Source organism: Mycolicibacter sinensis, assembly GCF_001667375.1.
Taxonomy (GTDB): domain Bacteria; phylum Actinomycetota; class Actinomycetes; order Mycobacteriales; family Mycobacteriaceae; genus Mycobacterium; species Mycobacterium sinense_A.
On the sequence record NZ_LZIN01000042.1, the window covers coordinates 1 to 22234 of the forward strand.

The window sequence follows — 22234 nt, forward strand, 5'->3', positions numbered from 1 at the left end:
GGCCGGGAGAACCACAAGATGGCGCTCGCCTACTACCAGCAGACCAAGAACCTGCTGGTGTCCTACTCCCAGACGGCACAGGGTCTTTTTTGATGGGCATGTTCTGATGGCTGCGCCGGACCGGGTGCTGATCACCGATGCGGCGGCCGAGCTGGTGGCCCGCCTGGTGGCGCGGCACGGCCCGGTGATGTTTCACCAGTCCGGCGGCTGCTGCGACGGCTCGGCGCCGATGTGCTACCCCGACGGCGACTTCATCGTCGGGGACCACGACGTGCTGCTCGGGGTACTCAGCCCCAACGACCGAGCCGGGGACATTCCGGTGTGGATCTCCGGGCCGCAGTTCGGGGCGTGGAAACACACCCAGCTGATCATCGACGTGGTACCCGGCCGCGGCGCCGGCTTCAGCCTGGAGGCGCCGGAGGGCATGCGGTTCCTGTCCCGCAGTCGGGCCTTCACCGACGACGAGAACGCGGCGCTCGACGAAGTCCCGGTGATCACCGGGTCGCTCCCGCACTGAGCGGGCCTGCGGCCGTAAAATCTGCTGGTGTGATTCCGCTGCCGCGCCCCTGGCTGTTGAGCAGCACCATGCTGGTCGGCACCGCCGTCGGCATCCTGATCGGAATCGGCACGACGCTGCTGGTCACCGTCCCCGTGCGCCCCGATGCGGCGATCGCTCTGGTGCTCGGCGTGCCCAGCGCCGCGGGGCTGGTGCTGGTGTTCGTCTCCTCGCGCCGCTGGGTAACCGCAGTGGGTGCGTTTCTGCTCGCGCTGGCGGTCGGCTGGTTCGGGGCGCTGGCGGCGATTCAGGCGGTCTCCGGTGTCTGAGACCACCGACACCGGGGCGTTGCCCATGACCGAGCCGCACTGGCCGCCGAGCTTCGACACCGGGCCGCATCCGACCCCGCTGCCCGCACCGGCCGGCGACCGTGAGCCCGAACCGGAACCGACGCTCGAGCCGGCCTCGACGGCACCTCCCAAGCCGATCAAGCCGATCAAGCCCCTCAAGCCCGTTGCCGTCGTCGGCCAATACCGGTTCCTGAAGTGGTGGCAGCTGGCGCTGGTGCTGGTCGGCGTGTGGATCCCGGCGGCCGGGATCGGGTTGGGCCTGTTCTCCTGGTGGTATTCGCTGGCCGACAAGACCCCGGCCGTCTTCGTGGTAGTGCTCTATGCGGCCGGGTGCATCGTCGCCGGGCTGATCGTGGCGATGGTGGGCGAGAAACCGCTGCTGGCCGCGGTGGCGATCGCGTTGATGTCGGCGGTCTTCGCCTCAGCCCTCGCCGCGGCGCCGCTATATGGCCACTACTTCTGCCAGCACGTGGATCGCTGCGTGGGCGGAGTCATCCCGTACTGAAGCGTCGGGGCGTCAGCCCGCTAGGGTGAATCCGTGACCCACTATGACGTCGTCGTTCTCGGAGCCGGCCCCGGCGGGTACGTCGCGGCCATTCGTGCCGCCCAGCTGGGCCTCAACACCGCCATCGTCGAGCCCAAATACTGGGGTGGCGTCTGCCTCAACGTCGGCTGCATCCCGTCCAAGGCGTTGCTGCGCAACGCCGAATTGGCGCACATCTTCACCAAGGAAGCCAAAACCTTCGGGATAGCCGGCGAGGCCACCTTCGACTACGGGGCGGCGTTCGACCGCAGCCGCAAAGTCGCCGAGGGCCGGGTGGCCGGGGTGCACTTCCTGATGAAGAAGAACAAGATCACCGAGATCCACGGCTACGGCACCTTCACCGACGCCCACACCGTCTCGGTGGCCCTCAACGAGGGCGGCACCGAATCGGTGACCTTCGACCACGCCATCATCGCCACCGGCTCCAGCACGCGGCTGGTGCCCGGCACGTCGCTGTCGGACAACGTCGTCACCTATGAGCAGCTGATCCTCACCCGGGAACTGCCCAAGTCGATCGTCATCGCCGGCGCCGGCGCGATCGGCATGGAGTTCGGTTACATACTGGCCAACTACGGCGTCGAGGTCACCATCGTCGAGTTCCTGCCGCGGGCGCTGCCCAACGAGGACGCCGAGGTGTCCAAGGAGATCGAAAAGCAGTTCAAGAAACTCGGTGTCACCATCCGCACCGGAACCAAGGTGGAAAGCATTGAAGACGACGGTTCGACGGTCGCCGTCGTGGTCAGCAAGGACGGCAACAGCGAGACGCTGAAGGCCGAGAAAGTGTTGCAGGCCATCGGTTTCGCGCCCAACGTGGAGGGCTACGGCCTGGAGGCTGCCGGAGTTGCGCTCACCGACCGGGGCGCGATCGGCGTCGAGGAGTACCTGCGCACCTCGGTGCCGCACATCTACGCAATCGGCGACGTCACCGGTCTGCTGCAGCTCGCCCACGTCGCCGAGGCGCAGGCCGTGGTGGCCGCCGAGACCATCGCCGGTGCGGAGACGATGTCGCTGGGCGACTACCGGATGATGCCGCGGGCCACGTTCTGCCAGCCGCAGGTGGCCAGCTTCGGGCTCACCGAGCAGCAGGCCCGCGACGAGGGCTACGACGTCAAGGTGGCCAAGTTCCCGTTCACCGCCAACGGCAAAGCGCACGGTGCCGGCGATCCCAGCGGGTTCGTCAAGCTGATCGCCGACGCCCGCTACGGCGAACTGATCGGCGGGCACCTGATCGGCCACGACGTTTCCGAGCTGCTGCCCGAGCTGACCCTGGCGCAGAAATGGGATCTGACCGCCAATGAGTTGGCCCGCAATGTGCACACCCACCCGACCATGTCCGAGGCGCTGCAGGAGTGCTTCCACGGCCTGACCGGTCACATGATCAACTTCTGACTTTCGATCAGCCCTTCGCCAGGGTGAACTGGGCGACATAGCTGACATTGCGTTGAAAGAAGTCGGCGCAGCCCAGTAGGTACTTCACAAACCGGTCGTAGATCTCCTGCGAGCTCACTGCGATCGCCCGGTCCCGCGCGTCCTGCAGCCGGGTTGCCCAGGTGTCCAGGGTCCGCACGTAATCCGTCGTCAGATCCTGACGGCCGGCCAGCGAAAACCCTGCGGCCGCAGAGTATTCGAGGACATCCTCGTCACAGGGCACCGAGCCGCCCGGGAAGATCTCTTTGGCGATGAAGCGCATGAACCGCAGGTCGGTCATCGTGATCGGGATGCCCATCTCCGGCCAGCGCTTCAGCGGGTGACCCATGATGGTCTGCAGCACCATCCGACCGTCGTCGGGCATCACGTGGTGGCACAGCTCGAAGAACGCGGCGTAGCGCTCCTTGGGGAAGGCTTCGAACGCCTCGATGGACACGATGCGGTCGACGGGTTCGTCGAACTCCTCCCAGCCGCGCAGCAGAATCTGGCGGGAGCGGCCGGTGTCGACGTCGTCCAGCACCTGCTGGCCGAGGCTGCACTGGTTCTTGCTCAACGTCAGACCCACTACGTTGACGTCGTAGGTTTCGATCGCCCGCCGCATCACCGAGCCCCATCCACAGCCGACGTCGAGCAGCGTCATCCCCGGCGCGAGGTCCAGCTTGGCCAGCGCGAGATCGATCTTGGCGATCTGCGCCTCCTGTAGCGACATGTCCTCGCGCTCGAAATAGGCGCAGCTGTAGGTCCGGGTCGGATCCTGGAACAAGCCGAAGAAATCGTTCGAGATGTCATAGTGGGCTTGCACGTCGTCGTAGGCCACCGCCATCTTGGGTGCGCCCGCCGTCGTGTCGGCCATCTGTGTGCGCTCCTCCCTACCGTTGTGAATCCGGTACGCGGCCCGAGCCCGTCAGGCGGGCGCCTTCTCGCAGGTGAACTGGGCGACGTCGGTGTAGCCGACCCGGAACAACTCGGCGCACCCGGTCAAGTACTTGTGGAACCGCTCGTAGACGGCCTCGGAAGTGATCGCGATCGCCTCGTCCTTGCGAGCTTCCAGATTGTCCGCCCAGGTGTCCAGGGTCCGGACGTAATGCGGCTGCAGGTGCTGCTCGCGGGTGATGGTGTAGCCGGCAGCGCGGGCATGGTCGGTGATCTGCGCGGCCAGCGGGAGCCGCCCGCCGGGGTAGATCTCGTCCATGATGAATTTGATGAACCGTACCCTCGACATCGTCAGCGGTAGCTGTTTGGCCTTGATCTCCTCATCGCTGGGAATGATGATGCTGTGCAGCAGCATCACCCCGTCGTCAGGCATCCAGCTGAACGTCTTCTTGAAGTAGTCGTCGTAGGAGTTGAAGCCGAAATGCTCGAACGCGCCGATCGACACGATCCGGTCGACCTGTCCGTCGAACTCCTCCCAGGGCTGTAGCCGCACCTCCATGCGCCGGGTGCTGGTGGAGTTCGGGAACACGTTGTCCTCGATGTGCTGCTTCTGGTTCTCCGAGAGTGTCAGCCCGATGACGTTGACGTCATAGCGTTCGGCGGCCCGCCGGATGGTCGAGCCCCACCCACAGCCGATGTCGAGCAACGTCATCCCGGGTTGCAGACCCAGTTTGCCTAGCGACAAGTCGACCTTGGCCAGCTGCGCTTCCTGCAGCGTCATATCCTCGCGCTCGAAGTACGCGCAGCTGTAGGTCTGCGACGGGTCCTGCCACAGCTTGAAGAAGTCGTTGGAGATGTCGTAGTGGAACTGCACTTCGCCCTTGTCGGATCCGCGCGTCTGCGCTGCGGATTTCGAGAGCCACTGGGACTCGGCTTGGGGTCGTGCGCTGGTTGATTCTGCCACGGCGGGTCCTGTACGGAAGGGAGCGAAGTCGGGGGACGACGTGCTGGTGGCTCAACACTGGGGTCGACACTACCCCCCAACGGCCGTGGTGCGGTGCGGGTTTTCGGCGCGGCGTACCCGTTTCCCCGTCGGCCTGCTCAGCCGCCGACCAGCACGAAAACCGCGAACCCGGTGAAAATGCCGGTCGCGTTGGCAAAGGCGTTGACCACGTCGTTGCCCACCCAACTCAACCCCGACGACGGCTGCGTCGGCGCCCCGCAGTGCAGTCGGTCCTCCACGGTGGCCTGACAGACCGTGCAGACGAACCGGGCCTGCACGCTGGCGCCGATCGCAGTGTCCACCAGCGAGCCGACCACGCCGGCGGCCAGCCCGACCGGCAGCATCGCCCACCCGCCGAACAAGGCACCGAATGCGCCCACCGCCAGCGCTCCCAGCACGGTGGCGGCCGAGCCCAGCGGTGACACCGCGCCCGAGCTGCCCTTGGGAACCCGGCCGAAAGTCCGCAGCGACAGCGGCTCCCGGCGGGAGAAGCGGCCGATCTCCGAGGCCCACGAGTCGGCGATGCCGGCGGCGATCCCGCCGATGGAGACCGCGTACCAGGCCGGATCGCGGGTGAACGCAAAGCCGATCACCGGCACCAGCACCGGAAGGCCGGCGTTCACCGCGACCTGGCTCATGGTGCGCATGCCAGCCGACCGGGCGGCCCGGCGATAGGCGGTGAGCAGGCTGGTCAGTGAGAAGAAGGCGGCGGCCGGGATGATCCACGCCCACCCGCCGAGACCGACGGCCACCCCGGCGATCAGACCGCCGCACAGCGCGCCGGGCAGATCCAGCCAGCGCATCCGGAGCATGAACGGCACGATGGCGCAGCCGAATACGGCCGCGGCCAACCAGCGCAGCGCGTCGTCGGTGGACAGCTCACGCGCGACGTGCAACAGCAGCGCCACCCACGGCGTGATCAGCAGGTTGTCCGCCGCCGGCCATACCAGCAGCTCCACCGCCGCCGTGGTCACCGCGACGAATACCGAAACCGCTATTGCCATGAACGAATTCAGTTCGAGGCCGGCTAGGCAGAACACCAGCGACACCGCGAAGGCGATCGCCACGAAGGCCACCGAACCCTCCAGGGTGCGCACCCCGCCGCCGGCCTCCACCCGGTGCCGCCCGAAGCGATCCCCGATCAGCGCCGCACCCGCGTCAGCCAGGCCCAGCACCACCACACCCGCGGCGATCGCCACTCGATCCGGCCAGAACGCCAGCACCGCGACCAGTGCCCCGGCGGCGAACCCGACCAGCCCGTAGTCGCGGGAGCGGGTCCCGTCGAAAACCCCCGGCACCGGAATCAGGCCGCGCTCCACGATGACCGCCAGCGCCACCGTCGCGACGGCCAGCACGCCCGCCACCACCGCCTGGTGCGAGAGCTGGAAGGCGGCCAGGGCGGCGAACAGCCCGCACAGTGCGTGGGGAATCTTGCGGGTGACCAGCGGGCCGGCGCCCCGGCGCACCAGCGCTCGCCCGACGACGATCAGCACGGCCGCGATCGCCAGGATCCCGCCCCCGGCGACGGCCAGGTCGTGGCCAACGGTAGCTGTCACGCAGCGCTACTCGTCGAAGTCCAGCGGCACCCGCAGTGCGCTCAGCGTGGCGGCCAGCGCGTCGTATTGCGATGTCAGCATGACGAATTCGATCAGCCGCGGACGATCCAGGTGCTTCGACAACTCCGCCCAGGTGGCATCCGAAAGGGTGCGGGTCTCCACCAGTTCGTCGACCGCGGTCAGCATGGCGCGCTGACGATCGCCGAGGTCCCCGAAATCGGGACCGCCGGGGCCTTCGAAGATGCGGGCCTGGGTGGCGTCGTCCAGGCCGGCGGCCCGACCCATCCGCTTGTGGTGCTGCAGTTCGTACTGGCTGTCGCGCAGGTGCCCCACCCGCAGGATCACCATCTCGGTGTCGCGGGTGGACAGCTTGCCGCCGCGCATGAGCACTCCGCCGAACGGCAACCAGGACCACATCAACCGCTTGTGCTGGCCGAGCGTGGTGAACAGATGCGCCCGGGGCACGCGCTGGCGGGCCGCGACGACTTTGCAGACCAGCCAGTTGGCGAGACCGAGGTCGCGCAGGCCGGGGGCTTCGGGGATACGAGCGCTCACCGCTGTTGCTTTACCAGATACGGCGACACCGTGCTGCGGTGTTCGTTGAGATCGAGGTCGCGGCCCAGCGCCGGGAACGCCCGCTGGGGACAGTTGTCGCGTTCGCAGACCCGGCAACCCGCACCGATCGGGGTCGCCGGCACGTCGTGGCCACCGTGCAGGTCGAGCCCCTCGGAGTAGACCAGCCGGTGGGCGTGCCGCAGTTCGCAGCCCAGCCCGATCGCGAACATCTTGTCCGGCTGGCCCCACCGCGCGGCGCGGCGTTCGACGGTGCGCGCCACCCACAGGTATTTGCGGCCATCAGGCATCTCGGCGATCTGCACGGCGATCTTGCCCGGGTTGCCGAACGTCTCGTAGACATTCCACAGCGGGCAGGTACCGCCGCTGGAGGAGAAGTGAAAACCGGTGGCCGACTGACGTTTTGACATGTTACCCGCGCGATCGACGCGGACGAAGGAGAACGGCACGCCGCGCATCGACGGCCGCTGCAGGGTGGATAGGCGGTGGGCGATGGTCTCGTAGCTGACCCGGTAGAACGCCGACAGCCGCTCGATGTCGTAGCGGAACGTCTCGGCACTGTCGTGGAACTGCCCGTAGGGCAACACGATCGCCGCGGCGAAGTAATTGGCCAGCCCCAGCCTGGCCAGGGTGCGCGAGTCCTTCGAGGTGAACTTGCCCTCCTCGACCATCGCCGAGATCTGGTCGTCGAACTCCAGGTAGGCCAGCTCGGCGGCCATCTTGAACACCCGCTGGCCCCAGGACAGTTGGGTGGAGATGTCCAGGGTCTTGGTCGTCGGGTCGTAGCGGTGCAGCACCGTGTCGCCCAGATCGATCCGGCGGTTGATGTGCACGCCGTGTACCTCGGTGAGCCGGTTGGCCAACTCGACGGCCAACTCGCCCTGATGCCGGCGCATCCGGGTGGCCAGCTGCTCGGCGGCGGTGTCGAGTTCGTGCAGGTAGTTCTGGCGCTGATAGAAGTAGTCGCGGACCTCTTCGTGCGGCATGGTGATCGCGCCGGTGCCACTGCCGTCGGTGTAGCGCTCTTCGGTGGCGGCGGCCAGTTGGGCGGTGGTGATCCGGTAGCGGCGGTGCAGGTTGACCATCGCGCGGGCCAATTTGGGGTGGGCGCTGACCACTTCGGCCACCTCGGTCAGTGCGACGTCGACGTCCAGGTCGCGGTCCATGGTGACCTCGCGCAACTCGGCGACCAGCCGGGTGTCGTCCTGGGAGGCGAAGAAGGTGGTGTCGACCCCGAAGACCTCGGTGATGCGCAGCAGCACCGCCACCGTCAGCGGCCGAACGTCGTGCTCGATCTGGTTGAGGTAACTCGGTGAGATCTCCAACATCTGCGCCAGTGCGGCCTGACTGAACCCGCGCTCGCTGCGCAGCTGGCGCACTCGGGAACCGACGTAGGTCTTGGCCACCCGCCCGACCTTACCTGTTGCGAAGGCGGCATTCGCATTCTTGGCATGGCATGATCATTCGGGAAAAACGACGGGGAGCATCAATGCAGCCGACAGATGAGCCGACGGGTCTGGCGAAGGTGTTGATGCCGGTGCCCGACCCCCACCCGAACGTCTTCGACCGGCAGTGGCCGCTGCGGGTCGCCGACATCGACCGGCGCGGCCGGCTGCGGATGGACGCGGCTGCCCGCCACATCCAGGACATCGGCCAGGACCAGCTACGGGAGACGGGGCACGAGGCCACCCACCCGCTCTGGATCGTTCGGCGCACCATGATGGACCTGATCGCACCCGTCGAGTTCCAGGACATGCTGCGGGTACGGCGCTGGTGCTCGGGCACCTCCAACCGCTGGTGCGAGATGCGGGTCCGCATCGACGGCAAGCGCAGCGGCGGCCTCATCGAATCCGAGGCGTTCTGGATCAACATCAACCGGGAGACCCAGGGGCCGGCGCGGATCTCCGAGGACTTCCTGGCCGGGCTCAAACGCACCACCAGCGTCGACCGGCTGCGCTGGAAGGCCTACTTGAAAGCCGGCGACCGCGAGGCGGCCGCCGAGATCCACGAGTACCCGATCCGGTTCACCGACATCGACCTGTTCGATCACATGAACAACGCGGTGTACTGGACCGTCGTCGAGGACTATCTGTCGAGCTACCCCGAGCTGGCCGCGGCGCCGCTGCGGGTCACCCTGGAACATGAGGCCGCCGTCGCGCTCGGCGACAAACTAGAGATCGTCTCGCACATCCACCCGCCCGGATCGACCGATCGGTTCGGCCCCGAACTGGCCGATCGCGCTGTTAGAACGCTCACATACCTGGTGGGCGAAGAGGTCAAAGCCCTCGCCGCGATCTTCCCGCTGTAACACGTTCTAGTCAGTACGGGCGTACTGCTAAAACCCGCGTTGAGCTGTGTGGATAAGTTACCGACCGGTAGCTTGCCCGGCACGGGCACAAGAGGGCGTCTGCGTGATTCTTCGCAAACTTCGCATAACGGTCGTACTGTTTTGCCAAACTTGGCAATGAAAACCAGTGGACCTGGGCTGATGTGGTGTGTCAAGGTCGCGTTAACACACCAGTGAATCCGTCGGGGTGTTGGCAAGTCCGAGAAGCGCCCGGCGGTCGCGACCATGAAGGAGCAGCCATGTCGACCGTCGGCACGCCGAAGAGCCCCGAGCAGATCCAGCACGACTGGGACCACAACCCGCGCTGGAAGGGCGTCACCCGCACCTACTCGGCCGAGGACGTCGTCGCGCTGCAAGGTCACGTCGTCGAGGAGCACACCCTGGCCCGCCGCGGTGCCGAGGTGCTCTGGGAACAGCTGCACGACCTGGACTACATCAACGCCCTGGGCGCGCTGACCGGCAACATGGCCGTCCAGCAGGTCCGGGCCGGCCTGAAGGCCATCTACCTGTCCGGCTGGCAGGTCGCCGGTGACGCCAACCTGTCCGGGCACACCTACCCCGACCAGAGCCTCTACCCGGCCAACTCGGTGCCGCAGGTGGTGCGCCGGATCAACAACGCGCTGCTGCGCGCCGACGAGATCGCCAAGGTCGAGGGCGACACCTCGGTGGAGAACTGGCTGGCCCCGATCGTCGCCGACGGTGAAGCCGGCTTCGGTGGCGCGCTCAACGTCTACGAGCTGCAGAAGGCGATGATCGCCGCCGGCGTCGCGGGTTCGCACTGGGAGGACCAGCTGGCCTCGGAGAAGAAGTGCGGCCACCTGGGCGGCAAGGTGCTGATCCCCACCCAGCAGCACATCCGCACGCTGACCTCCGCCCGTCTTGCCGCCGACGTGGCCGGCGTGCCGACTGTGGTGATCGCCCGCACCGACGCCGAGGCGGCCACCCTGATCACCTCGGATGTCGACGAGCGCGACCAGCCGTTCATCACCGGTGACCGCACCGCCGAGGGCTTCTACCGGGTCAAGAACGGCTTGGAGCCGTGCATCGCCCGGGCCAAGGCCTACGCTCCCTACGCCGACCTGATCTGGATGGAGACCGGCACCCCGGACCTGGAGCTGGCCCGCAAGTTCGCCGAGGGCGTCAAGGCCGAGTTCCCCGACCAGATGCTGGCTTACAACTGCTCGCCGTCGTTCAACTGGAAGCAGCACCTGGATGACGCGACCATCGCCAAGTTCCAGAACGAGCTGGGCGCGATGGGCTTCAAGTTCCAGTTCATCACGCTGGCCGGCTTCCATGCCCTGAACTACTCGATGTTCGACCTGGCGCACGGCTACGCCCGCAACCAGATGAGCGCCTACGTCGAGCTGCAGGAGCGCGAATTCGCCGCCGAGGAGCGGGGTTACACCGCGACCAAGCACCAGCGCGAGGTCGGTGCCGGCTACTTCGACCGGATCGCCACCACCGTCGACCCGACGTCGTCGACGACCGCGCTGGCCGGCTCCACCGAAGAGGGCCAGTTCCACTGAGCCGCTGAACCGCGGGATGAAAGACTTCCGCGGCGCTTGTCGGATTGCGCCGCGGGGGAGTTGACAGCGCAGGCCCCGCCCAGCCAGCCTGGGCGGGGCCTGTTGCTGCCGTGAGACTGGAAACGAACTTGCCGTGAGGCCCGAAAGGAACACAGTGTCGATCCAACGAGTAGGTGTCATCGGAGCCGGGCAGATGGGCGCCGGAATCGCCGAGGTGTCCGCGCGTGCCGGCGTGCAGGTGAAGGTCTTCGAGACCACCGACGCGTTGATCACCGCGGGACGCAACCGGATCGTCAAGTCGCTGGAGCGCGGTGTGAGCGCGGGCAAGATCACCGAACGCGAGCGCGACGACGCCGTGGGCAACCTGACCTTCACCACCGACCTGGGCGACCTGGCTGACCGGCAGCTGGTCATCGAGGCCGTCATCGAAGACGACACCGTCAAAGCCAAGATCTTCGCCGAGCTGGACCGGGTGATCACCGACCCTGAGGCGGTGCTCGCGTCGAACACCTCGTCCATCCCGATCATGAAGATCGCCGCCGCCACCGCCAACCCGCAGCGGGTGCTGGGTCTGCACTTCTTCAACCCGGTGCCGGTGCTGCCGCTGGTCGAGCTGGTCAGCACGCTGGTCACCGACGAAGCCGCCGCCGCGCGCACCGAGGAATTCGCCAGCGCGGTGCTGGGCAAGCAGGTGGTGCGCTGCTCGGACCGCTCCGGCTTCGTGGTCAACGCCCTGCTGGTGCCCTACCTGCTGTCGGCGGTGCGCATGCTCGAGTCCGGGTTCGCCACCGTCGAGGACATCGACCGGGCGATCGTCGCCGGGCTCTCGCACCCGATGGGCCCGCTGCGGCTGTCCGACCTCGTCGGCCTGGACACCCTCAAGCTGATCGCCGACAAGATGTACGAGGAGTTCAAGGAGCCGCTCTACGCGGCGCCGCCGCTGCTGCTGCGCATGGTCGAGGCAGGCCAGCTCGGCAAGAAGTCCGGCCGGGGTTTTTACACCTACTGAGCTTGCGCCGTCCGCCGCCAGGGCAGCATCGGCGAGGGGTGCGGGCCGGCGTTGAAGTTCTCCAGCGACCCGCCCACCTCGACGATGCCGCACAACGCATTCCAGCTCAGCATCGTCAGGTAGTCGATCAGGTCATCGGCGCTCATCCGCGGGTCCAGCAGCCACGAGTGGGTAGCCAGCTGCACCCCGCCGACGATCATGTACGCCCACGGCTCGGCCCCCTGGGTGTCCATCCCGACCGCGTTCATCCGGCGGCGCAGCATCACCGCGAGCATCCGGGCGATGATGCGCTCGGAGTCGGCGATCACCTTGCTCTTGGACGCCGAGCTGTTGGCCATCACGAAGCGGTACGGCTCGGGCTCGTTGGCCACCGTCCGCACGTACACCCGGATGATCTCGCGGACCAGGTCGAAGCCGTCCAGGTTCGCCGACAGCGCAGCCGCCATGTTGGGGATCAGCGTGGTCTGGGCGAAGCGCATCATCACCGCGGTGGTCAGGTCGTTCTTGTCGACGAAGTAGCGGTACAGCACTGTTTTGGACACGCCGATCTCGGCGGCGATCTCGTCCATGCTCACGTACCGGCCGCGGCGCCGGATCGCCTCGATCGTCCCGTCGATCAGGTCGTTCCGGCGGTCGACCTTGTGTTGGTGCCAGCGCCGCTTGCGACCATCGGTCTTGGCGGCCCCGGCTCGAAGCTGCTCTGCCACTGTCACGGGTTCCCATTCACTAGACGTATAGATAATACGGCCGGGTCCAGCAAACTTTGCGGCTCGGTAACAGTTACCGGCGGTTTAGCGAGGCTCGACGGAGGAGAGGCGAAGCTGGAACCGCCGCAGAATTCGAGTGGTTTAGCGAGGCTCGACGGAGGAGAGGCGAAGCTGGAACCGCCGCATCCACCCCGGGCCCGCGATGGCGGATGATGGTGTGGTGGTGCATCGACAGAACCGCCCGACCTGGCCGGGTGCGGCCCGGACCATGCAGTCGCTGGCGGAGTCGTTCGCCGACGCCGATCCGGCCGCCGATGCCGTCCGGCTGCGCGGTCTGCGCCGGATGAAGGTCGTCGCACTGAGCTTCCTGCTCGGTGCGACCGTCGTCTTCCTGGTGTGCCGGTGGGTCGCAGCCCACGGCGTGGAAGACACAGCCCCGACCTGGGTGGGTTACGTCGGCGCCGCCGCCGAGGCCGGCATGGTCGGCGCCCTGGCGGACTGGTTCGCGGTCACCGCGCTGTTCAAGCATCCGCTGGGCATCCCCATCCCGCACACCGCGATCATCAAACGCAAGAAGGACCAGCTCGGCGAAGGTCTAGGTGCGTTCGTGCGGGAGAATTTCCTGTCGCCGCCGGTGGTGGAGACCAAGCTGCGCGACGCGCAGATCGCCGGACGGCTGGGTAAGTGGCTCTGCGAGCAGGATCACGCCGAGCGGGTGGCCGCCGAGACCGCGACTGTACTGCGGGTGTTCGTCGAACTGCTGCGAGACGAAGAGGTCGAATACGTCATCGACCGGATGATCGTGCGGCGCATCGCCGAGCCCCAGTGGGGACCTCCGGTCGGCCGGATGCTGGGCACCCTGCTCGCTGAGCATCGCCAGGAGGCATTGATCCAATTGCTGGCCGACCGGGCCTTCCAGTGGTCGCTGAATGCCGGCGAAGTCATCCAGCGGGTGGTGGAGCGCGACTCGCCCACCTGGTCACCGCGGTTCATCGACCATCTGGTCGGTGACCGGATCCACCGTGAGTTGATGGACTTCACCGACAAAGTGCGCCGTAACCCCGACCATGAACTGCGCCGCAACGCGACCCGCTTCCTGTTCGAGTTCGCCAACGACCTGCAGAACGACCCGGCCACCATCGCCAAAGCGGACTCGGTCAAGGACCAGGTGATGGCGCGCGAAGAGGTCGCCAAAGCGGCGGCGACGGCGTGGGCGACGCTCAAGCGGTTCGTGCTCGAAGGGGTCGACGACCCGAACGGAGCCCTGCGCACCCGCGTCGCCGCCGCGGTGGTGCAGATCGGCGAGTCGCTGCGTGACGATGTCGAGCTGCGCGACAAGGTGGACAACTGGATCGTGCGCGGCGCGCAGCATCTGGTGGGGCATTACGGGGTGGAGATCACCGCGATCATCACTGAGACCATCGAGCGCTGGGACGCCGCGGAGGCGAGCCGGCGGATCGAATTGCATGTCGGGCGCGATCTGCAGTTCATCCGGATCAACGGCACCGTGGTGGGTGCGCTGGCCGGACTGGGGATCTACGCCATAGCTCAACTTATGTTCTGACCTGCGCTAGCTAGTGCTTGCAAAAGTTAGCACTAGGCGGTATCGTGGATTGCGTCAGCAGCCGTAAGTCCACGAAAGGAGCCACCGGTGTCGCAGGACGACAAGCTCACCGCAGCGGTGTCTACGGCTGCGGCGGACATCGGCAGCTTCATCCGGGCGCAGCGCGAAGCCGCGCAGGTGTCCATGCGGCAGCTGGCCGACAAGGCCGGCGTCAGCAATCCGTACCTCAGTCAGATCGAGCGCGGATTGCGCAAGCCCTCCGCTGACGTCCTCAATCAGATCGCCAAGGCCCTGCGGGTCTCCGCCGAGGTGCTCTATGTGCGTGCGGGAATCCTGGAACCCAGCGAGAAGAGCGAGGTCCGCGACGCCGTCATTGCCGATGCGGCGATCACGGAACGACAGAAGCAGGTTCTGCTCGACATCTACACCTCCTTCGTCCAGCAGAACGAAGCCGACGGTGAGGAGACGACACCTGCCTGATCCTCATTCGTCCTCAACCGCACAAGAAGAACCGAACCCGAAAGGAATCCTTGACATGGCCGAGAACCCCACCATCGAAGAACTGAAGACCCCGCTGCTCGCCGCGATCGGCGCTGCCGACCTGGCCCTGGCCACCATGACCGAGCTCGTCGCGAACCTGCGCGAGCGCGCCGGTGAGGCCCGCGGCGACGCCAGCAGCCGGGTCGAGGAGAGCCGTGCGCGCCTGAACAAGCTGCAGGAGGAGCTGCCCGAGCAGTTCGCCGAGCTTCGGGAGCGTTTCACCGCCGAGGAGCTGCGCAAGGCCGCCGAGGGCTACGTGGAGGCCGCCAGCAGCCGCTACAGCGACCTGGTCGCCCGGGGCGAGGCTGCCCTGGAGCGGCTGCGCCACCAGTCCGGCCTCGATGACGCTTCGACGCAGGTGGAGGGTTACGTTGACCAGGCCGTCGAGCTGACCCAGGAGGTGCTCGGCAACGTCGCGAGCCAGACCCGCGAGGTCGGCGAGCGCGCCGCCAAGCTGGTCGGCATCGAGCTGCCCAAGAAGGAGCAGGCCAAGAAGGCTGCTCCGGCTGGTGGGGCCGCCAAGAAGGCTCCGGCGCCGGCCGCGGCCAAGAAGGCTTCCCCGGCTGCTGGGGCCAAGAAGGCGGCTGCCAAGCCCGCCGCCAAGAAGACTCCGGCCAAGAAGGTCACCCAGAAGTAACCGCAGTTCGACGCCCGGGACGGTACCCGCTTAGGCTTGCAGCGTGTTCGCTATGAGCCTGGTGGGTATCGTCCTCGGCGTTTTGCAGCTCGCCGTCTTCGCCGCGTCGGTGTACGCGTTCGTCCACGCTGCGATGCAGCGCTCCGACGCCTACACCGCTGCCGACAAGCTGACCAAGCCGGTTTGGTTGGTGATCCTCGGCGTGGGCGGGCTGCTGGCCCTGGTGCTGCAAGTGATGGGAATGGCGATCGCCGCCTGTGCCGCGGGGGTCTACCTGGTGGATGTGCGGCCCAGACTGCTCGAGGTTCAGGGCAAGTCCCATTAGCCGCAGGGTCGGTTCTGTCGGGGCGGCCGCAGTGCTGACGGCGGCCCTGTTCACTGCCGCCGCGCCGGCCGCAGCCGAGGCCGGGCTCTCGCGTCTCGTCGACCACACCGAGTGGGTCAGCTACGGCGACCTGTCCAGCCTGCGGGTGTATCCGACCCCGGCCGGCCGGTCCGCGGCCGCCCGGTTGGACGCCGCCGCCGAGGGCGAGCAGGCCTGGCGCGAAGTGCTCGCCGCTGCCCCCGACGCAGACGCCCCGGGCATGAAAGACCAGTTTCTGTGCCACTGGAACTACGCCGAGTTCGCCCGGCCCGGCAAGACCAGCTGGAACCTGGAACCGTGGCGACCCGTCGTCGACGGTGTGACGATGCTGGAATCCGGATGTAATCCCGGTGCCGCCGAGGAGGCCTTCTGATGCCCGGATGGGACCGCGACCAGGTGGCCAAACTGGTCGACCACACCCTGCTCAAACCCGAAGCGACCACCGAGCAGGTCGTCGCCGTCGTCGCCGAAGCCGCCGAACTCGGCGTCGCCGCCGTGTGCGTGTCACCGTCGGTGGTGGCCGTCGCCGCGGCGGCCAACCCGGCCGGGGTCCGGATCGCAGCAGTCGCGGGCTTTCCGTCCGGGAAGCACCTGCCGGTGGTCAAAGCGCAGGAGGCGGCGCTGGCGGTGGCGGCCGGGGCCGCCGAAATCGACATGGTCATCGACGTCGGCGCCGCACTGGCCGGTGATTTCGCCGCGGTGGGCGCCGACATCGGTACCGTCCGCGCCGCCGCCCCCGACGCCGTGCTCAAGGTAATCCTGGAATCCGCCGCGCTGCTGGACTCGGGCGGCGACGCGACCCTGGTCGCGGCCTGTCGCGCCGCCGAGGACGCCGGCGCGGATTTCGTCAAGACCTCCACCGGGTTTCACCCCTCCGGCGGGGCGTCGGTGCGCGCGGTGACACTGATGGCCGACACCGTCGGCGACCGGCTGGGCATCAAGGCCAGCGGCGGTATCCGCACCGCCGACGAGGCGCTGGCGATGCTCGAGGCCGGGGCGACTCGGCTGGGACTGTCGGGCACCCGCGCGGTGCTCGACGGGCTGGGCTAGCGCTTACAGTCGCGCGAAGCACTGACTCGACGACGACGCCGGGATGGTGGCGTTCTGCGTCGAAAACTTCACCACCACACCGGAATCGGTGACCTGCGAGCTGTCGATGTGGATCCCCAGCGGAAGGTCGCCGGTCACTTTGCCGGTGAGGTCATCGAGGTTGCGCTGCACGGTCTCGGTGTCCAGGTCCTTGCCGAGCGCCTCCAGATCCACCACCTCCAGGTGCAGCCCGTTGTCGACGATCTGCGGCTTGACGGTGGCGCGGTTGAGCAGGCCCTTGAGCTCGACGGTGCCGGCGCCCGGGTCGGTGGTGACCTTGCCGGTGACGATGCTGCCGATCACCGGGACCACATCCTGAATCGACTCCTTGATGCCGTCGGTAGGCCAAGTGATGGTGCCGTCCAGCGACCCGATGGTGCCTTTGGAGTCAGCGGTCTTCTGTACGTGGATGTCGCGGATGTCCAGGTCGAGCTGCATGCCCTTGGCCTTGCGGATCTGGTTGCCCGCGGTCTGCACCGAGATGTGCGGGTAGTCGCCCCGCAGGTACTGGGCCAGCACCGGTGGATCGGAGGCGAACGACACCGTGGCGCTGTCCTCCGCCTCGCACTGGACCGCGTCGGCGACCAGACTCTTGGCCCGGTGGGTGGCATAGAGCTGCCCGCCGAACAACGCGACCACCGCCAGTACCAGCAGCACTGTCAGTGCCAGCAGCACCGCCGGCAGGCCGGTGAACCGATGCGAGGGCTTCGCTGATCCGAGTGTGCTCATCACTGCAGGTTACAGGTGGGCGAAACAGGGGTCGTCGGACTTGGGGATCGCGGCGTTGCGGGTCGAAAACCGCGCCACCACACCGCTATCGGTGACCTGGATGCTCTCGGCCTGCACACCGAGCGGGTAACGTTTGGTCAGCTCCTTGGCGAATCGGTCCAGCTCCGGTTGGATCGATTCGCGCGGCAGGGTCAGTGCACCCAGGCCGGTGAGTTTCTGCACCTGCAGCGAGAGTCCGCCGTCGACCACCTCCGGCTTGACCACCACGCTGGCCAGGCCGAACGCGCCCTTGAGTTCGACGGTGCCGTCCTTGACGTTGGTCTTCAGATCCGAGACCAGGTTGCCCAGGATCGGCACCATCGACTGGACGGTCTCCTTGATCCCGGCGGACGGCCAGGTCAGGGTGGCGTCCAGGGCACCGATGGTGCCCTTGGAGTCGCCGGTGCCGTGCAGATCGACGTCGAAGATGTTGAGGTCGGCCGTCATCTGCTGGGCGTCTTTGACCTGGTTGCCCGCGGTGTGAATGGAGATGTTGGTGTAGTTGCCGGTGAAGTGCTGCCACAGGAACGGCGGCGTCACCCCGAACGACACCTTGGCCTTGTCGTGAACCACGCACTCGGTGGCCTGGGCCACCTTCTTGTCGGCGATCCGGCGGGCGATCAGCTCGGCGCCGATCAAGCCGGCCAGCGCCAGCGCGATCACCGTGACAATGATCAGCACCAGCGCCAGTGGGTCCCGCAGTATGCTGGCCGGCCGCTGCCGGGGACCGGCGGTGTCGATGACGGTGGTGGGCGCCTCGCCGGCCGGTTCCGGTGCCGGCGGCGGCCCGGCCGGTGGGGGAGGGGCGGACGGCGGGGGCGCAACCTCCGCGGGCGCGCCGGGAATCCGGGTGGTCGGCTCGTCGCGGTGCGGATCGCCGACCGGCATCTGTCGGGTGGGCGACGCCGACGGCTCGGGTCGAGGCGAAGCTATGCCCTCGGTGGGCTGGTCGGGCTGGCCGCTGGGGCGCGCCCAAGGTGACTGGTCGCCGTGGGGAGGTCCGGGCGGATTGCTCACCCGCGCGATTCTGCCTTACCGACCTGAACAAAGTCCGCGCGATTGCTCAACACGGCCAGCGTCCGGCGGGCGGTGGCGACCGCCTCGAGGTCGATGTCGCAGACCAGCAGCGCCGGTTCCGGGCCGGCCGATGCCACCGGCTCGCCCCACGGCGAGGCGATCAGGCTGTGACCCACCCCGGTCGGTGCGCCGGAAGAGTTCGCCGGGCCGGGCTCGCCGGGATCGGCCTGCCCGGCGGCGACGACGTAGCTGGTCGAGTCCAGCGCCCGCGCGCAGGCCAGTAGCTCCCACTGCCGCAACTTGCCCGGCCCGGCGCCCCACGAGGCGCAGACCGCGATCAGCTGAGCGCCGCGGTCGGCCAGCTCGGTGTACAGCGCCGGGAACCGGATGTCATAGCAGGTGGACAACCCCACCCCGACGCCGTCGACATCGATCACCACCGGATCGAATCCCGGTGCCACCGTGCGTGATTCGGTGAAACCGAAGGCGTCGTAGAGGTGCACCTTGTGATAGTGCGCGTCGGTTGCGCCTCCGGTGGCCAGCAGAGTGTTCCGGACCCGCCCGTCATCAGCCGGGGTGAACATGCCCGCGATCACGGTGACCCCGGCCCGGTCGGCGATCTCGCGCACCCGGGTGGCCCACGGCCCGTCGAGCGGTTCGGCGACCGGGCCCAGCGGCACTCCGAAGCGGCACATCGTGGCCTCGGGGAACACCACCAGGCGGGCGTCCTGCGCAGCGGCGCGCTCGGTGTAATCGGCCACCAGTTCCAGGTTGGCGGCCGGGTCGGCGCCGCTGAGGACCTGCGCACACGCAATCCGCATGGGTTCAGCCTAATCCGGCGTCGGTCAGCCGCCTCGCTGCAGCCACATCGAGGTGAACCGTTGCTCGGCGGTCATCAGCTCGGTCAGCTGGGTGCCGATGAAGTTCTCGATCTTGCCGCCCACCAGCGGTATGTCGACCTGCACCGTGGCGGTCAGCCGCAGCGCGCAGCCGCCGGCGGCGGGTTCCAGCACCGCATCGCCGGACAGCTTCGCCGGTGCCCCGACGATCTTGCCGGTGACCTCGGCCTCCGCCCGCCCGTCGCGGACCGGGCTCCACTTCTCGTGGCGCGCCACCTGCAGGTCGCCGGGATGGAACTGGGCGGCCAGCGCCGGCAGCTTGTCGCGGTGAATGCCCTGGGTGGTGGCGACGTCGACACCGCCGTCGGCGCGGACGGCCATCGAGTCCAGGGTCACCGTGTCGGCGCCCGAATCGGCCAGCCGGGCCAGCCAGTACTGTTCGTCGGCGAATGCGGCGTACACCTGCTCGACGCTTGCCGGATAGTGCTCGGACAGCGTGAATGTACGCGGCATAGCTGGCCAGGCTACCGTTACCGGCCGTGGCGGGTTCCCAGTTCGCGGGCGCGCGTGTCGCCGAAACGGTGCCGCTCGCGCCGTTGACCACGCTGCGGGTCGGGCCGGTCGCGCAACGGGTCATCACCTGCGTCGACGCCGACCAGATCGTGGCCACCCTGGGCGAACTCGACCGGGCCGGGGTCCGCCCGCTGGTGCTGGCCGGTGGCTCCAATGTGGTGATCGCCGACGACCTCACCGACCTGACCGTCGTGCTGCTGGCAGCAGAGCGCATCGAGATCGACGGCAACCGGCTGCGGGCCCAGGCCGGCGCGGTCTGGGACGACGTGGTCGCCCGCGCGGTCGCCGCGGGGCTGGGCGGGCTGGAGTGCATGTCGGGAATCCCCGGCTCGGCCGGCGCGACCCCGGTGCAGAACGTCGGGGCCTACGGCGCGGAGGTCGCCGACACGCTGACCCGAGTGCGGCTGCTGGACCGTCGGACCGGCACCGTGCGCTGGACCCCGGGTGCGGAGTTGGGCTTCGGCTATCGCACCAGCGTGCTCAAGCACTCGGATGCGGCGGTGGTGCTGGAGGTGGAATTCGCCCTGGACGCCGCCGGGCGCAGCGCGCCGCTGCGCTACGGCGAGCTGGCCACCGCGTTACAGGCCGCCGACGGCGACCGCGCCGACCCGGCAACCGTGCGTGCCGCGGTGCTGCGGCTGCGGGCGGCCAAGGGCATGGTGCTCGACGCCGATGATCACGACACCTGGAGTGTGGGCTCGTTCTTCACCAATCCGGTCGTGCCACCAGAGCTTTACCACGAGATTGCGGATCGGGAGGGCGGTCCGGTCCCGCACTGGGATACCGCCGGCGGCGTGAAGCTGGCGGCCGGCTGGCTGGTGGAGCGGTCCGGCTTCGGCAAGGGCTATCCGGCCGATCGAGACGCCCGCTGCCGGCTATCGACCAAGCATGCGCTGGCGTTGACCAACCGGGGCGGCGCCAGCACCGCCGACGTGCTGGCACTGGCGCGCACCGTGCGCGACGGGGTGCACGCGGCGTTCGGCATCAGCTTGCACCCCGAGCCGGTGCTGGTCGGCTGCGCCCTGTAGCGCGCCCGCGTAACCGGCATCACAGGTGGTCAGGCGGCCTGGCCGGTATCTTGGAATGCCGTGAACCTGAACCGGCGGAGGGCTCTGGCCGCGCTGGCGGCCGGGGCGCTGGCGCCGCAGGCGCTGGCGGGCTGTCTCAGCCGCGCCGGCACGAGTGCCGAGCAGACGCCGCCGGCCGCGCCCGCCCTGGACTTCCAGCCCCCGGCCGGCCAAACCGACGTGCTGCCCACCGCCGAAATCGGTGTGACGGTTTCCGACGGCTGGTTCCAGCGGGTGGCGCTGACCAGCCCGGCCGGCAAGGTGCTGTCCGGGACGTTCAACCGGGACCGCACCCGCTACACCGTCACCGAACCGCTCGGTTACGACGCCGTCTACACCTGGAGCGGGTCGGTGGTCGGCCACGACGGCAACGCCGTACCGGTGGCCGGCACCGTCACCACGGTGACGCCCAGCACCGTCATCGACGGCGGTTTTCAACTGGCCGACGGACAGACGGTCGGTGTCGCCGCGCCGGTGATCCTGCAGTTCGACGCCCCGATCGCCGACAAGGCGGCCGTCGAGCGGGCCCTGACGGTCACCACCGAACCACCGGTGGAGGGCAGCTGGGCCTGGCTGCCCGACGAGGTGCAGGGCGCCCGGGTGCACTGGCGCAGCCGCGACTACTTCCCGGCCGGAACCACCGTCCGCGTCGACGCCAAGCTGTACGGACTGGCCTTCGGTGACGGCGCCTACGGAGCCCAGGACATGTCGCTGCAGTTCTCGATCGGGCGGCGCCAGGTGGTGAAGGCCGAAGTCTCCTCGCACCGCATCCGGGTGGTGCGCGACGAAGGCGTGATCATGGACTTTCCGTGCAGCTACGGCCAGGCCGACCAGGCACGCAACATCACCCGCAACGGCGTCCACGTGGTCAGCGAGAAATACGCCGACTTCTACATGTCCAACCCGGCCGCCGGCTACAGCAACATCCACGAGCGCTGGGCGGTGCGCATCTCCAACAACGGCGAGTTCATCCACGCCAACCCGGCCAGCTCCGGCGCCCAGGGCAACACCAACGTCACCAACGGCTGCATCAACTTGTCCACCGACGACGCCGAGCAGTACTTCCACAGCGCGATCTACGGCGACCCGGTCGAGGTCACCGGCAGCTCGATCGAGCTGTCCTACGCCGACGGCGACATCTGGGACTGGGCGGTGGACTGGGACACCTGGCGGTCGATGTCGGCGCTGCAGGCGGATTCGTCGGCTCGCCCGCCGCGGACCTCACTGCCCAGCACCGCGCCGGCCACCCCGACCGACGCGCCGACCCTGTCGGGCACTCCCGAGACGCCGTCGCCTACGCGGCCCGGCGGGTAGCGAGGCTCGACGAAGGAGAGGCGAAGCTGGACCGCCGCATCAGACCCGGC

25 protein-coding genes are annotated in these 22234 nt (G+C 68.1%); 15 read left to right on the forward strand and 10 right to left on the reverse strand.

Annotation, left to right across the window (positions count from 1 at the left end):
- Positions 1 to 106 precede the first annotated feature (106 nt).
- Genes A5771_RS09120 through lpdA form a run of 4 tightly spaced genes read left to right on the forward strand, consistent with a single transcriptional unit; the run spans position 107 to position 2779 of the window.
- Positions 107 to 517, forward strand: coding sequence for a DUF779 domain-containing protein (locus tag A5771_RS09120; RefSeq protein WP_064854901.1), 411 nt, complete (start codon positions 107 to 109; stop codon positions 515 to 517).
- A gap of 29 nt (positions 518 to 546) precedes the next feature.
- Entirely contained in the window at positions 547 to 825 is a 279-nt protein-coding gene (locus A5771_RS09125; protein ID WP_064854902.1) for a putative holin, read from the forward strand.
- On the forward strand, positions 818 to 1351 hold the full coding sequence (locus tag A5771_RS09130; RefSeq protein ID WP_082947147.1) for a hypothetical protein: 534 nt from the start codon (positions 818 to 820) through the stop codon (positions 1349 to 1351). The genes A5771_RS09125 and A5771_RS09130 overlap by 8 nt, the downstream gene beginning before the upstream one ends.
- Before the next feature lie 33 nt (positions 1352 to 1384).
- Positions 1385 to 2779 (forward strand): dihydrolipoyl dehydrogenase, encoded by a 1395-nt coding sequence (gene lpdA, locus A5771_RS09135; protein ID WP_064854903.1) that lies wholly within the window; start codon positions 1385 to 1387, stop codon positions 2777 to 2779.
- Between the two features lie 7 nt (positions 2780 to 2786).
- Here lpdA and A5771_RS09140 read toward each other — a convergent pair whose 3' ends face one another.
- The 5 genes from A5771_RS09140 to ramB form a co-directional block, all read right to left on the reverse strand.
- Positions 2787 to 3671 (reverse strand): cyclopropane mycolic acid synthase family methyltransferase, encoded by an 885-nt coding sequence (locus A5771_RS09140; RefSeq protein ID WP_207545416.1) that lies wholly within the window; start codon positions 3669 to 3671, stop codon positions 2787 to 2789.
- A 51-nt stretch (positions 3672 to 3722) separates the two neighbouring features.
- On the reverse strand, positions 3723 to 4655 hold the full coding sequence (locus A5771_RS09145) for a cyclopropane mycolic acid synthase family methyltransferase (RefSeq protein WP_064854904.1): 933 nt from the start codon (positions 4653 to 4655) through the stop codon (positions 3723 to 3725).
- Between the two features lie 137 nt (positions 4656 to 4792).
- Positions 4793 to 6250 (reverse strand): DUF92 domain-containing protein, encoded by a 1458-nt coding sequence (locus A5771_RS09150; RefSeq protein WP_064854905.1) that lies wholly within the window; start codon positions 6248 to 6250, stop codon positions 4793 to 4795.
- Positions 6251 to 6256: 6 nt separating this feature from the next.
- Positions 6257 to 6805 (reverse strand): carboxymuconolactone decarboxylase family protein, encoded by a 549-nt coding sequence (locus A5771_RS09155; protein WP_064854906.1) that lies wholly within the window; start codon positions 6803 to 6805, stop codon positions 6257 to 6259.
- Positions 6802 to 8229: an acetate metabolism transcriptional regulator RamB gene (gene ramB / locus A5771_RS09160; RefSeq protein ID WP_064854907.1), complete on the reverse strand. Its 1428-nt coding sequence runs from the start codon at positions 8227 to 8229 to the stop codon at positions 6802 to 6804. Before ramB ends, A5771_RS09155 begins: the two co-directional genes overlap by 4 nt.
- A gap of 83 nt (positions 8230 to 8312) precedes the next feature.
- On the opposite strand from ramB, the gene A5771_RS09165 reads away from it, so the two are divergent.
- The 3 genes from A5771_RS09165 to A5771_RS09175 all read left to right on the forward strand — a co-directional run bounded on the left by A5771_RS09165 (position 8313) and on the right by A5771_RS09175 (position 11705).
- Complete coding sequence (locus A5771_RS09165; RefSeq protein WP_064854908.1) at positions 8313 to 9131, forward strand: acyl-[acyl-carrier-protein] thioesterase; 819 nt, start codon at positions 8313 to 8315, stop codon at positions 9129 to 9131.
- Positions 9132 to 9409: 278 nt separating this feature from the next.
- Positions 9410 to 10696, forward strand: a complete 1287-nt coding sequence (gene aceA, locus A5771_RS09170) for an isocitrate lyase (RefSeq protein WP_064854909.1) — start codon at positions 9410 to 9412, stop codon at positions 10694 to 10696.
- Between the two features lie 154 nt (positions 10697 to 10850).
- Entirely contained in the window at positions 10851 to 11705 is an 855-nt protein-coding gene (locus A5771_RS09175) for a 3-hydroxybutyryl-CoA dehydrogenase (RefSeq protein WP_082947148.1), read from the forward strand.
- Here the strand turns inward: A5771_RS09175 and A5771_RS09180 are convergent.
- Positions 11699 to 12412, reverse strand: a complete 714-nt coding sequence (locus A5771_RS09180; protein ID WP_064854911.1) for a TetR/AcrR family transcriptional regulator — start codon at positions 12410 to 12412, stop codon at positions 11699 to 11701. The two genes, A5771_RS09175 and A5771_RS09180, sit on opposite strands and share 7 nt — an antisense overlap.
- 202 nt (positions 12413 to 12614) lie before the next feature.
- On the opposite strand from A5771_RS09180, the gene A5771_RS09185 reads away from it, so the two are divergent.
- From A5771_RS09185 to deoC, 6 genes are all read left to right on the forward strand, one after another.
- Positions 12615 to 13976 (forward strand): DUF445 domain-containing protein, encoded by a 1362-nt coding sequence (locus A5771_RS09185; protein WP_428844397.1) that lies wholly within the window; start codon positions 12615 to 12617, stop codon positions 13974 to 13976.
- An 87-nt stretch (positions 13977 to 14063) separates the two neighbouring features.
- Complete coding sequence (locus A5771_RS09190; protein ID WP_064854912.1) at positions 14064 to 14456, forward strand: helix-turn-helix domain-containing protein; 393 nt, start codon at positions 14064 to 14066, stop codon at positions 14454 to 14456.
- Positions 14457 to 14511: 55 nt separating this feature from the next.
- Positions 14512 to 15153 (forward strand): hypothetical protein, encoded by a 642-nt coding sequence (locus A5771_RS09195; RefSeq protein WP_064854913.1) that lies wholly within the window; start codon positions 14512 to 14514, stop codon positions 15151 to 15153.
- 52 nt (positions 15154 to 15205) lie between these two features.
- Entirely contained in the window at positions 15206 to 15478 is a 273-nt protein-coding gene (locus tag A5771_RS09200; RefSeq protein WP_064854914.1) for a DUF2516 family protein, read from the forward strand.
- Positions 15435 to 15890: a DUF2599 domain-containing protein gene (locus A5771_RS09205; RefSeq protein ID WP_064854915.1), complete on the forward strand. Its 456-nt coding sequence runs from the start codon at positions 15435 to 15437 to the stop codon at positions 15888 to 15890. The genes A5771_RS09200 and A5771_RS09205 overlap by 44 nt, the downstream gene beginning before the upstream one ends.
- Positions 15890 to 16567 (forward strand): deoxyribose-phosphate aldolase, encoded by a 678-nt coding sequence (gene deoC, locus A5771_RS09210; protein WP_064854916.1) that lies wholly within the window; start codon positions 15890 to 15892, stop codon positions 16565 to 16567. The genes A5771_RS09205 and deoC overlap by 1 nt, the downstream gene beginning before the upstream one ends.
- Positions 16568 to 16570: 3 nt before the next feature.
- On the opposite strand, the gene A5771_RS09215 is transcribed toward deoC, so the two are convergent.
- Genes A5771_RS09215 through A5771_RS09230 form a run of 4 tightly spaced genes read right to left on the reverse strand, consistent with a single transcriptional unit; the run spans position 16571 to position 19743 of the window.
- Positions 16571 to 17335, reverse strand: a complete 765-nt coding sequence (locus tag A5771_RS09215; protein WP_064854917.1) for an LmeA family phospholipid-binding protein — start codon at positions 17333 to 17335, stop codon at positions 16571 to 16573.
- Between the two features lie 9 nt (positions 17336 to 17344).
- Positions 17345 to 18391: an LmeA family phospholipid-binding protein gene (locus tag A5771_RS09220; protein WP_064854918.1), complete on the reverse strand. Its 1047-nt coding sequence runs from the start codon at positions 18389 to 18391 to the stop codon at positions 17345 to 17347.
- Positions 18388 to 19212, reverse strand: a complete 825-nt coding sequence (locus A5771_RS09225) for a carbon-nitrogen hydrolase family protein (protein ID WP_064854919.1) — start codon at positions 19210 to 19212, stop codon at positions 18388 to 18390. The genes A5771_RS09220 and A5771_RS09225 overlap by 4 nt, the downstream gene beginning before the upstream one ends.
- A gap of 24 nt (positions 19213 to 19236) precedes the next feature.
- Positions 19237 to 19743 carry a DUF2505 domain-containing protein gene (locus A5771_RS09230; RefSeq protein WP_064854920.1) on the reverse strand — a complete coding sequence of 169 codons (507 nt, stop codon included), beginning with the start codon at positions 19741 to 19743 and terminating at the stop codon, positions 19237 to 19239.
- A gap of 26 nt (positions 19744 to 19769) precedes the next feature.
- Between A5771_RS09230 and A5771_RS09235 the strand changes: the two genes are divergently transcribed.
- Entirely contained in the window at positions 19770 to 20831 is a 1062-nt protein-coding gene (locus A5771_RS09235) for a UDP-N-acetylmuramate dehydrogenase (protein ID WP_082947150.1), read from the forward strand.
- Between the two features lie 60 nt (positions 20832 to 20891).
- Complete coding sequence (locus A5771_RS09240) at positions 20892 to 22184, forward strand: L,D-transpeptidase (protein ID WP_109401077.1); 1293 nt, start codon at positions 20892 to 20894, stop codon at positions 22182 to 22184.
- Positions 22185 to 22234 lie beyond the last annotated feature (50 nt).